Source organism: Frigidibacter sp. RF13, assembly GCF_026626305.1.
In the GTDB taxonomy this organism is placed as follows: Bacteria; Pseudomonadota; Alphaproteobacteria; order Rhodobacterales; family Rhodobacteraceae; genus TMP-24.
On the sequence record NZ_JAPNUE010000002.1, the window covers coordinates 391414 to 405090 of the forward strand.

Genomic DNA, 13677 nt, shown 5'->3' on the forward strand with positions numbered 1-13677 from the left:
CCGGAGTATTTCGGGACAGAACGTGATCAGAGACAGAGAAGGTCCTGGAGGTCGGCCATTGCCCTGAAAGGTATGGCACCTATTGCGGCGAGGCGGTTGCCGTCGGTGCCGGCGGCGAAACCGTAGCAGCACATGCCGGCGGCGAGGGCGGCGCGGACACCGCTTGGACTGTCTTCGATGACAGCGCAGCGGGCGGGGTCGGCGCCGAGGGCGCGGGCGGCGTGGAGATAGAGGTCGGGCGCGGGTTTGGGGCGGGCCACGTCTTCGCGCGAGAAGATGCGGCCTTCGAGGCGCGCGTGCAGGGCGGGATGCTGTCCGAGGGTGACGGCCATCTTGCGGTGTGGGCCGTTCGAGCCGACGGCATGGGGAATGGCGGCCTTGTCGAGCGCGTCAAGCAGGGGTTCGATGCCCGGGATCAGGGGCGTGCCTTCGGCGAGGCGGGCGAACATTTCTTCGTATGTGGCTTCGACCCAGTCCTCGGGCAGGCGGGCGCCGCGGCGGCGGGCCTCGTCGGCCGCGCTTGCGAGCGTGCCGCCGAGGAAGAGGCTTTCGATCTCGGCGGGCACGAGGGGCAGGCCGTGGCGCGCGAGGCTGTCTGCGAAGAGGCGCAGGGTGATCTTTTCGCTGTCGACGATCACGCCGTCGCAGTCGAAGAGGACGGCGGCGGGCCTCATGCCGGGAGCCGCAGGATGGTGACGATCGTGTCGCCGTATCTGCGCTGGTCGAGTGGTTCGAGGTCGACGGGCGGGATCGGGGGGGCGCTTTCCTCCCAGACGATCAGGGCGCCCTTCGCGAGCCAGCCGCCCGCGAGGCAGGAGGCCAGCGCCTTTTCGCCCAAGCCCTTGCCGTAGGGCGGGTCGAGGAAGACGAGATCGTGGGCGGGGCCGCGATGGGGGCTCATCCGGGTTGCGTCGTGGCGCCAGATGTCGGTGGTGCCCGCGGCCTGCATCAGCTCGATATTGCGGCGGAGAAGCGCGCGGGCGGCAGTGCCGTCATCGACGAAGGTCACGCGCGCGGCGCCGCGCGAGAGGGCTTCGAGCCCGAGCGCGCCGGTGCCGGCGAAAAGGTCAAGGACACGCGCGCCCTGCACGGGATTGCCGTAGGGGCCGTTGAGGAGGAGGTTGAAGATTGCCTCGCGCACCCGGTCGGAGGTGGGACGCAAGTGGGCGGTGGCATCGCCCGTGCCCACCTCTGCAAGCTTCAAGCCCCGTCGTGTGCCACCGATGATACGCATGATGCCGCCCTAAATCGCCAGCGGCCGGGGCGCTGTGTCCCGGAAGCTCTTCCGCCCTGCCAGACGGTCGACCAGCGTTTCCAGCCGGGGTCGACCGCGCCACGCGATCGGGCCGCGCGACTCGGTCCAAAGGATCAGGCAGGCGAAGGCAATGTCCGGCAGCGACAAGCCTTCGGACAGGAACCCATCCGACAGAAGGCGGCTTTCCAGCCAGTCCAGGGTTGCGGTGACACGCTCGCGCCCGCGCGCATCCATATCGAAACCGAGCCGGTTCGGGCCAACAGGCTTCAGTCCCGCCCAGATACGATAGCGTATGCCGGCGATCTGGTCTCCAAGCGCAAGGATGACTGCGAGCAGCTGGCGATCGTTAAGCGGGTAGGCAGACAGGCGGAACGGGAGGGGCACCTCTTGAAACGTCGCAGCCTTGTCGCCCATCGCTTCCATCGCGATTTCGGTGGGAAAGTGAGGCGCGCCGTCCACCATCAGGACCGGAACCTGGCCCAGCGGGTTCACTTCGAAGAATGCGGGTGCAGGCGGGAAGTCGATCACCTCCCTCTCCTCCATTGCCAGTCCAAGTTCGCGTGCCATGACCCGCAGCATCCGTGCGAAGGGAGACCCGTCGACATAGTGACAGACGAGGATGCTCATCTCAGCCTTTCAACAGAGGTTTCAAGTCGGCCGCGGGGTCGGCGATGATGGCCGGGTCGGGCGACTTGCCGCCCTCGATCAGGCGCTTGCCGATCATGTAGGCGCGGCTGTCGTTCATCGCGTCGACCGCAAGAAGGCGGTCGCCCTGATAGTACCAGAAGGAGGTCGCGCCCGCCTCGCCGGGGCGGGTGACGATCCGGTCATAGCCGGTGTTCAGCCCCGCGATCTGCAGCTTGCAGTCATACTGGTCGGACCAGAACCAGGGTTTGGCCTCGTAGGTCTTTCCGGCACCGAGCATGTTCTCGGCCACCAGTTCGGCCTGGTCGATGGCGTTGCCGACGCTTTCAAGCCGGATGCGCCCCCCCTGATGCGGGAAGGAGGCGCAGTCGCCAGCGGCCCAGATATGCGGGTTGGAGGTGCGGCCCTGTTCATCCGTTCGGATGCCGTTTTCGATGGCGAGGCCCGCGGCCTCGGCCAGATCGCTGTTCGGCAGGATGCCGATGCCGACGATGACGAGATCGGCCGAAATCTCGCGGCCGTCCGAGAGGCGCGCGCCGGTGACATGCGTCTCGCCCGTGAGCCGGTCGAGGCCGGTGCCTTCGATAATCGTGACGCCATGGGCGGCATGCAGGTCGCGGAAATAGGCCGAGGTTTCGGGGGCGGCGACACGCTGCAGGATGCGGGGGGCGGCTTCGATGACGGTGACTTTCAGCCCGAGTTTCGCGGCGACGGCGGCAGCCTCCAGCCCGATGTAGCCGCCGCCGACGATCACGGCACTGCCACCGTTGCGCATCAGGGGTTCCATCCGGTCGATGTCGGCGAGCGTGCGGACGGTGAAGACATTCTCCAGAGCGCCACCTATGGCAGCCGGTAGCGTTCGGGGGCGCGAGCCGGTGGTGAGGGCCAGTTGGTCGTAGTCCAGCGTTTCGCCATCCACGGTCAGGGTCCGCGCGGCGGTGTCGATGGCGCTGACCCGGGCGCCGAGGCGGAGCGTGACCTTCTGTTCGGCCCAGAAGGCGGGGGCGCGGAGGTAAAGCCGCTCAAGCTCCATCTCGCCCAGGAGATAGCCTTTCGACAGGGGCGGACGCTGATAGGGGGGAACCGGTTCTTCGCCGATCAGGGTGAGGGCGCCGGTATAGCCGAGTGCCCGCAGCTTCGCTGCGAGCGAGGCACCTGCCTGACCGGCCCCAATAATCACGATGCCGCTCATCCGATATTCTCCCTCTGGTCCTCGCAGGCTGGAAACCTATATCGTCGACACGGGAGAACGCAACGCGAGAGGATGAACGATGCAGCTATCGGTAGGCGGGCGCATGCCCGAGGCCAGTCTCGTTACCATGGGGGCCAGCGGACCCGAGACGGTTCAATTGAGCGACAGGCTTAAGGGTCGCAAGGTAGTGGTCTTCGCCTTGCCGGGCGCATTCACCGGCCCCTGCTCGACCTCTCACATCCCGAGCTTCATCCGGACAGCGGAGAAGTTTCGTGCGAAAGGTGTCGAGGAAATCATCTGCATTTCCGTCAACGACCCGTTCACGCTGAAGGCCTGGGGCGAGGCGACCGGGGCAACCAAGGCGGGAATCGTCCACCTCGGCGATGCCGATGGGTCTATGACCAAGGGCCTCGGCCTCGATTTCACCGCGCCGCATCTTGGTCTGATCGGGCGGTCGAACCGGTACGCGGCGCTGGTCGAGGACGGGGTCATCACCCGCCTGAACGTGGACAAGCCGGGTGAATGCAATATCTCGCAGGGCGAGGCGCTGCTCGATACGCTCTGACGGTTCTTGATCGGCATTCGGGAGGGGCTGTCAGGCCCCTTTCCGGGCGGCGCGTTCCTCGCACAGGCAGGTGACCGGTTCGGAGTGGTCGCGCTGGACGTCTGCCGCTCCCGCCAGTTTGTCGAGGCGTTTGGCGAAGGTCAGGTCGAGTGTGGAGAGGCCCGGCGCGTCATGGGTCGTGAGCGTCACGTCCACCACATTGTAGACGTTCGACCATTCGGGATGGTGGTTGAGCTTCTCGGCCACGAGAGCCGCGCGGGACATGAAGCCCCAGGCTTCGGAAAAGCTTTTGAATTTCCAGATCTTGCGGATTGCGTCGCGGCCCGCGACGGCGCGCCAGCCGCTGTCGCCCAGGGCGGGCAGTTCGCTTGCGCGTTCCTCTTTGCTCAGGGCGTCGGGCATCACTCTTCCTCTCTCATATCAGTGCCGCTGGGAGTGTTTCGTCCCGGAGGCAAGGTTTCAATCCCCCGCGCGGTCCGGTCCGGCGCGGAAGGGGCCGAGGTCGGCCAGTGCCGCGATCTCTTGCCCGACCGCCTCGCGTTCGGCCTTAAGATAGCGCTCGACCGCGCGGGCGAGGCCGGGGTCGGCCAGCCAGTGCAGCGAATAGGTGGGTACGGGCAGATAGCCGCGCGCGAGTTTGTGGTCGCCCTGTGCCCCCGCCTCGACCCGGGCAAGGCTGTTGGCGATGGCGAAGTCGATGGCCTGATAATAGCAGGCTTCGAAATGCAGGCAGGGGTGATCCTCGATCGCGCCCCAGTAGCGGCCGTAGAGCGTATCGCGGCCGATGAAGTTCAGGGCGCCTGCGACGGGCTGGCCGTTCCGTTCGGCGAGGACGAGCATCACGTCGTCGCGCATCGTCTCGTGGATAAGGTCGAAAAAGGCGCGGGTCAGGTAGGGGTGGCCCCATTTGCGGCTACCGGTGTCCTGATAGAAGGTCCAGAAGGCGTCCCAGTGGGCGGGTTCTATCCGGTCGCCGGTCAGCTGGCGGATGGTGCCGCCGAAGGACTGCGCCAGCGCACGTTCCTTGCGGATCGTCTTGCGCTTGCGCGAGGAGAGGTCGCCGAGGAAAGCGTCGAAGCTAGCGTAGCCGCGGTTTTCCCAGTGGAACTGCTGGGTGAGGCGCGGCAGGAGGCCGGCGGTCTGGCCCCAGTGCCATTCCTCCTCTGTGCAGAAGGTGATGTGGAGAGACGAGATGTCGTTCTGGCGGGCGAGTTGCAGGGCGCCGCCGAGGAGCGCCTCGCGCGCGTCGGGGCGGTCGGGGCGGCAGAGCAAGCGGCGACCGGTGACCGGGGTGAAGGGGACGGCGGACTGCAGTTTCGGGTAGTAGCGCCCGCCCGCGCGTTCGTAGGCGTCGGCCCAGCTGTGATCGAAGATATATTCGCCCTGGCTGTGGCTTTTGGCGTAGAGCGGCAGGACACCTATCAGATCGTCGCCGTCGCGGGCGGCAAGATGCAGGCTTTGCCAGCCGGTGCCCGGGCCGATGGAGCCGGATTTCTCGAGTGCGGAGAGGAAGCGGTGGGTCAGGAAAGGATTCGCTGCGCGGCCTTGGGCCGCCTCGGGCGCGGCGCAGGCATCCCAGTCGCCGGGGGCGATCTTGTCGAGGCTGTCGAGGACGGCGACGGTCAGGTTCATGCCGCGAGGGGGGCTGGTTGGCGCCCCGGCGTCAAGGGGCAAACGGTGCTGCGTAGGATTCGAAGGTCACATTCTCGGCAACCGTGCGGGCCTTGGCTTCCGCCTCGGGCGAGCGGATCGTCCAGCAGAGGATGCGAGTGCCCTTGGCCTTCAGCGCCGCGATGAGTGGCCGGTCGAGGTCGGCGGCCTCGTGCGAGATGAAGCTGGCGCCGACCCGGTCGAGATCGGGGATCTCGCGCAGATGGTCGCGAACCGGGGCGGGCAGCAGCGGCCAGTCCTCGGCCCGGTAGGCGCTGGTCGTCAGGCCGCGCGGCCGGTCGGGGGCGTGGCGGGCGAGCGCGGCCACCGAATGCGGGTTGAAGGACATAAGCGCCACATCGCCCGCATAGCCTTGAAGCGCCTCGGCCACCGCCCTTTCCAGATCGCCCACGGCGGGGCCCATGGCGCCGTCCTGATCCTTGATCTCGATCAGCAGCGGTACCCGGCCTGCGACGATGCTCAGGACGTCGGCGAGCGTCGGCACGCCTTCGTCCGCGTCGAGAAGCGGCAGGGCGCCAAGTTCGGCCGCCGTCAGGCCGCGGATGCGGCCGGGCTGGCCGGTCAGGCGGCGCAGGTCGTAATCGTGAAAGACCATCGGCACGCCGTCGGCCGATGGCTGGATGTCGATCTCTATTCCGTAGCCCGCCGCGATGGCGGCCCTGATCGCAGCGCGGGAATTCTCCGGCCGCAGGGCGGCGCGGTCGTGCAGCGCGCGATGCGTGATCGGTAGGCGCAGGAAGGCGTCGGGCAGGGGCGGGCGGGTTACGGTCATTTGATCTGGACGACGGCCTCGATCTCGACCGCGACGCCCAAGGGGAGCGCGGGGGCGGAGACGGCGGCGCGGGCATGGCGGCCCGCATCGCCGAAGACCTCGACCATCAGGTCGGAGCAGCCGTTGATCACCTTGGGCTGGTCGGTGAAATCGCCGGTCGAATTGACGAAACCGGTGAGCTTGACCACGCGCACCACGCGGTCGAGGTCGCCGCCACAGGCCGCGCGGACCTGGGCGAGGATCGAGAGCCCGCAGGCCCTGGCGGCGGTGGCACCGGCGGCCACATCCATGTCGGCGCCGAGGCGGCCCTTGATCAGACCGTCCTTCGACTGGCTGATCTGGCCCGAGACGAAGACAAGATCGCCCGACTGGACGTAAGGCACGTAATTGGCAGCGGGCGCCGGGGCGTCCGGCAGCTCCAACCCAAGCTCTGCGAGCCGCGCGTCAATCTTGCCGGTCATATCCACCTCCCTGATCGGTCGGCGGGCACCCTAGGGGCAGGGCGACGGCTCTTCAAGCCCGTCCGGTGCGGCTCAGTTGGAGTTTGCGGCGAGCTGGCGGGTCAGGAAGGTTGAAGCATCGAGCGCGAGGCGCTGGCCCGCCGCGTCGCAGTCCGGCATCGAGAAGCTGACGGCACCGGTGCGCGGCACCGCGCGGCCTTCCGCTGTGGCCACGGTCACCAGAAGGTCGCGCGCGCAATTCGCCGCGCCGACCTCGACCACCAGCATCGGCCGGGCGGCGTCGGCGCTTGCGGGCAGTGTCAGCACTTCGGCAAGGAGCGGATCGTCCAGCGTCGGATCGCCGAGGCGGGTCAGGTAGCCGCCCCTGCCGAGCGAGGGATGGCCCGGCGTCGCGGGCGCGATCAGGCCGGGGGCGTCGAAGGCGGCGCCGTTCGCTAGCGCGTTCAGATGCAGGCCGTCCTGCCCGCGAAGCTGAAGCGCGATGCGCACCACCGTGCCGATATCGGGAACCGGGATGACCTGTTCCAGCCGGATGCCGCGCTCCATCGTCACCTCGACCGCGCCGGCGGTACCGAGCGCCGGAATAGTCGTCGCGTAGGTGCCCGTGGCCGAGAGGCGGGCCGCGAAGGTCAGGGAGGCATGGCTGACGCGGACCACTTCGCCCGCATGGCAGGGGGCGGAGAGGGAAAGGCCGAGCATCGCGGTGCGGAGCTTGACGAGTTTGAGCGTCGGTTCGGCGCAGGCGACGCCATAGGCGTCATATTCGCGGGTCACGGCAGAGAGGTCGGGCACCGCCACGTCGTTTGCGCTGGTCGCGCGTGCGACGACACGGACGATATTCGCCTGCGGGGTCAGGGCGGGCGTGGGAAGGTCGGGGAAGTCCGGCAGGCTTTGCCGCAGGTTGGCGGCGAGGGCGGTTTCCGCCGCGCCGTCCTGTGCCGGTGCGGGCGCGATGGCTGCCGTCAGCTGCGCCGCGCCGATGGCGGGCTCGCCCCCGCCGACCGACGGCAGGCCGATCCGACCGCTGGCGACCGTGGTGGCGGCTGCGGCCACGATCAGCCCGCTTGCGGCGAGGAGGACGGAGCGTTTGAGTGACATGGCGGACTGCCTCCAGAGCTCAGACGCCTTCGGGCTAGGCGAAGACTTTGGCAGCAGGGTGGCTCAAACGTGAAAGGAACGGGCCGAAAGACGCGGCCCGTTCGTAGCGCGACCGGTCAGGCGACGCGGCCGTGGCAGCTTTTGAACCTCTTGCCCGACCCGCAGGGGCAGGCGTCATTGCGGCCCGGATTGCCCCAGGTTGCGGGGTCGGCCTCGTCAAACCCGGCGAGTCTTTCCGGTTGTGGCTGGGCGGCGGCGGCCGGGGCCGCATCCGCGAGCGCCGGTTCCTTGGGTTGCGCGGCCTTCTGCGTGCCCTGCTGCTGGGCGAGGAACTGCTGGATCATCGCCTGTTGCTCTTCCTCGGTCATCGGGCGGACTTGGGAAAGCTTCTGCGTCACCTCCGAGCGGAGGCCGTCAAGGAGGTTCTCGAAGAGCTGGAAGGCTTCGGACTTGTATTCCGACAGCGGGTCACGCTGGGCATAGCCGCGGAAACCCACGACCGAGCGCAGATGTTCAAGAGTCAGGAGGTGGTCGCGCCATTTTTGGTCGATCGTCTGCAGGAGGAACTGCTTTTCGACTTGGCGCATGGTCTCGGGGCCGAAGGCCTCGGTCTTTTCGGCCATCATCTTGTCGGAGGCTTCGTACAGCCGTTCGCGCACGGCGTCCTGATCGACGCCCTCTTCGGCCGCCCAGTCGGCGACCGGAACGTCGAGGTTCATCTGCCGCGCCGCCGCTTCGCGCAGACCGGCGGTATCCCACTGATCGGGATAGCTTTTCGGCGGCATATGCTCATCCACCAGATCGTCCACGACCTGATGGCGCATGTCCTGCACGATCTCTTCGATGTCCTCGGTCGACATGATCTCCATGCGCTGGCCGAAGATCGCCTTGCGCTGGTCGTTCATCACGTCGTCGAACTTCAGAAGCTGCTTGCGGATGTCGAAATTGCGGCCCTCGACCTTCGCCTGCGCGCGTTCGAGCGATTTGTTGACCCAGGGGTGAACGATCGATTCGCCTTCCTTCATGCCGAGCGTGGACAGAACCTTGTCCAGCCTGTCTGACCCGAAGATGCGCATCAGGTCATCTTCGAGCGAGAGGTAGAAGGAGGACCGCCCCGGGTCGCCCTGACGGCCCGATCGGCCGCGCAGCTGATTGTCGATCCGGCGGCTTTCGTGGCGTTCGGTGGCCAAGACGAAAAGGCCGCCCGCCGCTTTCACCGCATCCTCGTCGGCCTTGTGTTCGGCCTCGATCCGGGCGCGCACCTCGTCGGGATGGCCCTCGGGGTCGGCGGCGATCGCCTCCATCACCTTGAACTCGACATTGCCGCCGAGTTTGATGTCGGTCCCGCGACCGGCCATGTTGGTGGCGATGGTGACGGCGCCGAGCTTGCCCGCATCGGCGACGATCTTGGCTTCCTGTTCATGCTGGCGGGCATTGAGCACATTGTGCGGAATGCCTTCCTTCTTCAGCATTTCGGAAATCATCTCAGATTTCTCGATCGAGGTCGTGCCGACGAGGATCGGCTGGCCCTTATCATGCGCCTTCTGGATGCGCTTGATGATCGCCTCGTATTTCTCGCGGGCGGTGCGATAGACCTGATCGTGGTCGTCCTTGCGTTCGACCGGGCGGTTGGTCGGGACTTCGACGACGCCAAGCCGGTAGATTTCGGCGAATTCCTCGGCCTCGGTCGCCGCCGTACCGGTCATGCCGGCGAGCTTGTCATAGAGGCGGAAATAATTCTGGAAGGTGACCTGCGCGAGCGTCACGTTTTCAGGCTGGACGCGCACGCCTTCCTTGGCCTCGATCGCCTGATGCAGACCGTCCGACAGACGGCGGCCCTTCATCATGCGGCCGGTGAATTCGTCGATCAGGATCACTTCGTTATCGCGGACGATATAGTGCTGGTCGCGCTGGAAGAGCTTGTGGGCGCGCAAGGCTTGCGTCACGTGATGGACGATGGTCGTCGATTCCGGGTCATAAAGCGTCTGGTTTTCCGGCAGGACGCCCGAGGCCTGCAGGCGCTTTTCCATATATTCGTTGCCATCTTCGGTGAAGGTGGCATTGCGGGTCTTTTCGTCGACCTTGTAATGTTCCGGCTGCAGCTCGGGGATGTATTTGTCGAGCGTATTGTAAAGTTCCGACCGGTCCTGCGAGGGGCCGGAGATGATCAGGGGTGTCCGCGCTTCGTCGATCAGGATCGAATCCACCTCGTCGACGATCGCGAAATTGTGGCCGCGCTGGGCCATTTCCTCGAGCGACCCCTTCATGTTGTCGCGCAGGTAATCGAAGCCAAGCTCGTTGTTCGTGGCGTAAGTGATATCGGCGCGATAGGCGTCGCGCTTTTCCTGATCGCCCTGGAACGGATAGACGACGCCGGTGGTCATGCCCAAAGCGGAATAGACCTTGCCCATCCAGTCGGCGTCGCGCTTGGCGAGATAATCGTTCACCGTGACGACATGCACGCCCTTGCCGGAAAGCGCGTTCAGATAGGCCGGGAAGGTCGCGACCAGCGTCTTGCCCTCGCCGGTGCGCATTTCGGCGATATTGCCCTGGTGCAGGAAGATGCCGCCCATCAGCTGCACATCGAAGGCACGAAGCCCCAGCGCGCGTTTCGCCGCCTCGCGGCAGTTGGCGAAGGCTTCGGGCAGGACTTTCTCTAGGCTTTCGCCACCCGCCACCCGCGCCTTAAGTTCCGCGGTCTTTTCCTTCAGCCCCTCGTCCGAGAGCTTTTCGAACTCCGGCTCCAGCGCGTTGATTTTTTCGACGAGCGGGCGCACGGATTTGACCTTGCGGTCGTTCGGGCTGCCGAAGACCTTCCGTGCGATTGTTCCAAGACCCAGCATTTTCTCTCCGCTCGGGTTGCGCGATATCCTGCCGAGATCGGCCTTGCCGCGGATTGCCCTCAGGCCTAGATAGGCGCAGAAACCGGGCGGGCGGGGCCGTTCGAGGCTTCAGGCGATGTAAGCGGCTGCCCCCCGATAGTCAACGTCGCAAGGGTTTGCGACCCATCAGGAGCTTGTGAGAATGATGAAATCCGGACTTTTGCTGTCGGTTGCCCTTGCGGCACTGACGCTCGCGGCGCCCGCCCGCGCCGAGGAGCCGACGGCTGCGACGGTCATCGCGACGGTGAACGGCACGGACATCACGCTTGGCCATCTGATCGCGGCGCGCGAGGCACTGCCCGAACAATATAAGGCTCTGCCGGACGAGGTTCTGTTCAACGGCGTTCTGGAACAGCTGATCCAGCAGACGGCGCTGGCGCAGGAAGCGGAAAAGGCGCCGAAGAAGCTCGACCTTCTGATGATCGAGAACCAGAAACGGTCTTACCTGTCGGCGACGGTGCTCGATGCCGCCGCCGCCTCGGCGGTGACGGACGAGGCGCTCAAGAAGCTTTACGAGGAAAAATACGTGAACGCCGAGCCGACCAAGGAATATGACGCCGATCATATTCTGGTCGCGACCGAGGACGAGGCGAAGGCGATCAAGGCAGACCTGGACGCGGGCGGTGATTTTGCCGCCATCGCCAAGGAAAAGTCGCAAGACCCGGGGTCGGCAGCCAATGGCGGCGATCTGGGCTGGTTCGGGCTCGGCATGATGGTCAAGCCGTTCGAGGATGCGGTGGTGGCACTGGAAAAGGGCAAGATCTCCGACCCGGTCCAGACCGATTTCGGCTGGCATGTCATCAAGCTCAATGACGTGCGCGTCGCCGAGGCGCCGAAGTTCGAGGATGTGAAGCCCGAGCTTGAGGGCGACCTGCGCCAGGCCGCGGTCGAGGCGCGGGTGACGGAGCTGACCGAAGGCGCTTCGGTCGTGCGCAACAGCGAGGGGATCGATCCGACGATCCTGAAGAAGGTCGAGCTGCTCGACGCGGCTGAATAAGCAAGACGGGAAAGGGCGGGCGCCATGGGCAAGAGTGACAGGGACTGGAAGGCCAAGGTCGAGAAACTCAAGGCCAAGGTCGCGAAGCTCAGATCTAGGCTGGAGGCGGCACCCGCCGCCTCCGCTGCGAAGGCGAAGGCGGCAAAGCCCGTCTCGCCCTTGGCGCCGGAAAGCTTCCCCGCCCTGCCCTCGATCGCGGGCGCTGAATTCGCCGCCGTCGAGGCCGGGGTGAAGTATCAAAATCGCAAGGATGTGATGCTTGTCCGCCTCGCCCCCGGCACGGTGATCGCGGGCGCGTTCACCAAATCGACCACGCGGTCCGCCTGCGTCCGCGACTGCCAAGCGAAACTCGCGTTGAAAGACACGGCTGGCGAGGGCGCGGCGATCATCGTCAATTCCGGCAATTCCAACGCTTTCACCGGCAAGGTAGGCGAAGAGGCGATGGGTGCGGTGACCGGCGCGGTCGCGGGCGCGCTCAACCTGCCGGTCACGCGTGTCTTTTCCTCCTCGACCGGCGTGATCGGCGAGCCCTTGCCGCATGAGAAGATCACCGCGAAGATTCCCGATCTGGTGGCGCGGCTTGATGCCGATGCGGTCGAAATGGCGGCCCGCGCGATCATGACCACCGACACCTTCCCGAAAGGTGCCGCGGCGACCGTGCAGGGCGAGGGAGGCGCGATCCATATTTCCGGCATCGCCAAGGGCTCGGGCATGATCGCGCCCGACATGGCGACGATGCTGGTCTATATCTTCACCGACGCGAAGATCGCCCAGACCAGCCTGCAGAAGATGGTGTCGCGCCATGTGGGCGCGACCTTCAATTCGATCACCGTCGACAGCGATACATCAACCTCCGACACGCTTCTGGTCGCCGCGACCGGCCAAAGCCCGGCGGCGGAGGTGAAGGGCGAGGTCGCCAAGGCCTTCGAGGCGGCGCTGAAGGGCGTGATGCTGTCGCTTGCCCAGCAGGTGGTGCGCGACGGCGAGGGGGCCACGAAATTCGTCGAGGTCCGCGTCAGTGGCGCGGCTTCTGACGAAGACGCCGCCCGCGCCGCCTTCGCCATCGCCAATTCACCGCTCGTCAAGACCGCCGTCGCGGGCGAGGATCCGAACTGGGGCCGGATCGTCGCGGCCATCGGCAAGTCCGGCGCGGCGGCCGACCGCGACCGGCTGACGATCCGCTTCGGCGACATCCTTGTCGCCGAGAAAGGCTGGCGCGCGCCCAGCTACCGCGAGGAAGATGGCGCCGCCTACATGAAACAGTCCGACCTGATCATCGCCGTCGACCTCGGCCAGGGCCGCGCGAAGCGCACGGTCTGGACCTGCGACCTTACCGCCCGCTATGTCGCGATCAATGCCGATTACCGGTCCTGATCTTCATCTTGGTGCAATTCGCTCACGGGCGTCCGGGGGTGTGAAACCCCCGGCTTGCGGCCGATGAAAGTGCTCCTCGTTTCCGCCGTCGCGCTCATCGACGCCGATGGCCGCGTGCTGCTGGCCCAGAGGCCGGAAGGCAAGTCGCTCGCCGGGCTTTGGGAATTTCCCGGCGGCAAGGTCGAGCCGGGCGAGACGCCCGAGGCCTGCCTGATCCGCGAGCTGAAGGAGGAACTGGGCATCGACACCTGGAAAAGCTGCCTCGCACCCCTGACCTTCGCGAGCCACAGCTACGAGGACTTCCACCTCTTGATGCCCTTGTTCGCCTGCCGTCGCTGGCAGGGCACCCCGCAGCCACATGAAGGCCAGCGCCTTGCCTGGGTGCGCGCAAATGATCTGAAGGACTATCCGATGCCGCCCGCCGACCTGCCGCTCATCCCGATCCTGCGCGACTGGCTCTGACCCCTGCGACCGATTCCACCATGGGTAGAATCTTTTTCGATTCCGGCCACAATTCACACTTGCAAAGTCACGAATTTATGTCAGCCTGACATCAGGTTCGTTAACTGGCAGGCAAGCATGGCGGACTTACACTCTCGGCAGCCCAATACAGGGGAAACAGGGATGCTGCGCACCATCACTCTCGGCAGCTGCGTGCAGGTACAGGGCACGTTCGAGCGGCAGCTGGATAACGGCAAGATTCTCGTGCGGGTGGGCGACCGCCTGTTCGAAGGGTTTCCCGTCCAGAAGAAAGCCGCCTGACGG

Annotated in this window: 15 protein-coding genes; 5 read left to right on the forward strand and 10 right to left on the reverse strand. The window is 66.1% G+C overall.

Translation table 11 applies throughout. The annotated features are described in order from the left end of the window. Positions 1 to 26 precede the first annotated feature (26 nt). The 4 genes from OU426_RS07570 to OU426_RS07585 are packed head-to-tail and all read right to left on the reverse strand — an operon-like array spanning position 27 to position 3092. The gene (locus tag OU426_RS07570) at positions 27 to 674 is read right to left on the reverse strand and encodes an HAD family hydrolase (protein WP_267633318.1); all 648 of its coding nucleotides are present in this window, start codon (positions 672 to 674) and stop codon (positions 27 to 29) included. After that, entirely contained in the window at positions 671 to 1234 is a 564-nt protein-coding gene (gene rsmD / locus OU426_RS07575; RefSeq protein ID WP_267633319.1) for a 16S rRNA (guanine(966)-N(2))-methyltransferase RsmD, read from the reverse strand. The genes OU426_RS07570 and rsmD overlap by 4 nt, the downstream gene beginning before the upstream one ends. A gap of 9 nt (positions 1235 to 1243) precedes the next feature. Next, complete coding sequence (locus tag OU426_RS07580) at positions 1244 to 1882, reverse strand: glutathione S-transferase family protein (protein WP_267633320.1); 639 nt, start codon at positions 1880 to 1882, stop codon at positions 1244 to 1246. A gap of 1 nt (position 1883) precedes the next feature. Beyond that, positions 1884 to 3092, reverse strand: a complete 1209-nt coding sequence (locus OU426_RS07585) for an NAD(P)/FAD-dependent oxidoreductase (RefSeq protein ID WP_267633321.1) — start codon at positions 3090 to 3092, stop codon at positions 1884 to 1886. A 79-nt stretch (positions 3093 to 3171) separates the two neighbouring features. On the opposite strand from OU426_RS07585, the gene OU426_RS07590 reads away from it, so the two are divergent. After that, positions 3172 to 3657, forward strand: coding sequence for a peroxiredoxin (locus OU426_RS07590; protein WP_267633322.1), 486 nt, complete (start codon positions 3172 to 3174; stop codon positions 3655 to 3657). 30 nt (positions 3658 to 3687) lie between these two features. On the opposite strand, the gene OU426_RS07595 is transcribed toward OU426_RS07590, so the two are convergent. The 6 genes from OU426_RS07595 to secA form a co-directional block, all read right to left on the reverse strand. Then, the gene (locus OU426_RS07595) at positions 3688 to 4059 is read right to left on the reverse strand and encodes a 4a-hydroxytetrahydrobiopterin dehydratase (RefSeq protein ID WP_324289804.1); all 372 of its coding nucleotides are present in this window, start codon (positions 4057 to 4059) and stop codon (positions 3688 to 3690) included. 57 nt (positions 4060 to 4116) lie between these two features. Further along, positions 4117 to 5289: a GNAT family N-acetyltransferase gene (locus OU426_RS07600; RefSeq protein ID WP_267633323.1), complete on the reverse strand. Its 1173-nt coding sequence runs from the start codon at positions 5287 to 5289 to the stop codon at positions 4117 to 4119. A 31-nt stretch (positions 5290 to 5320) separates the two neighbouring features. After that, positions 5321 to 6100 carry a glycerophosphodiester phosphodiesterase family protein gene (locus tag OU426_RS07605; RefSeq protein ID WP_267633324.1) on the reverse strand — a complete coding sequence of 260 codons (780 nt, stop codon included), beginning with the start codon at positions 6098 to 6100 and terminating at the stop codon, positions 5321 to 5323. Beyond that, positions 6097 to 6561 (reverse strand): RidA family protein, encoded by a 465-nt coding sequence (locus OU426_RS07610; RefSeq protein WP_267633325.1) that lies wholly within the window; start codon positions 6559 to 6561, stop codon positions 6097 to 6099. Before OU426_RS07610 ends, OU426_RS07605 begins: the two co-directional genes overlap by 4 nt. A 72-nt stretch (positions 6562 to 6633) precedes the next feature. Continuing rightward, complete coding sequence (locus OU426_RS07615; protein WP_267633326.1) at positions 6634 to 7659, reverse strand: hypothetical protein; 1026 nt, start codon at positions 7657 to 7659, stop codon at positions 6634 to 6636. Positions 7660 to 7775: 116 nt separating this feature from the next. Beyond that, positions 7776 to 10502 carry a preprotein translocase subunit SecA gene (gene secA / locus OU426_RS07620; RefSeq protein WP_267633327.1) on the reverse strand — a complete coding sequence of 909 codons (2727 nt, stop codon included), beginning with the start codon at positions 10500 to 10502 and terminating at the stop codon, positions 7776 to 7778. A 181-nt stretch (positions 10503 to 10683) separates the two neighbouring features. Between secA and OU426_RS07625 the strand changes: the two genes are divergently transcribed. From OU426_RS07625 to OU426_RS07640, 4 genes are all read left to right on the forward strand, one after another. Beyond that, positions 10684 to 11538, forward strand: coding sequence for a peptidylprolyl isomerase (locus OU426_RS07625; RefSeq protein WP_267633328.1), 855 nt, complete (start codon positions 10684 to 10686; stop codon positions 11536 to 11538). Between the two features lie 24 nt (positions 11539 to 11562). Then, positions 11563 to 12912 (forward strand): bifunctional glutamate N-acetyltransferase/amino-acid acetyltransferase ArgJ, encoded by a 1350-nt coding sequence (gene argJ, locus OU426_RS07630; protein WP_267633329.1) that lies wholly within the window; start codon positions 11563 to 11565, stop codon positions 12910 to 12912. Positions 12913 to 12975: 63 nt separating this feature from the next. Then, entirely contained in the window at positions 12976 to 13374 is a 399-nt protein-coding gene (gene mutT, locus OU426_RS07635) for an 8-oxo-dGTP diphosphatase MutT (protein WP_267633330.1), read from the forward strand. 162 nt (positions 13375 to 13536) lie between these two features. Then, the gene (locus tag OU426_RS07640) at positions 13537 to 13674 is read left to right on the forward strand and encodes a hypothetical protein (protein WP_267633331.1); all 138 of its coding nucleotides are present in this window, start codon (positions 13537 to 13539) and stop codon (positions 13672 to 13674) included. The last annotated feature ends 3 nt before the right edge of the window (positions 13675 to 13677 follow it).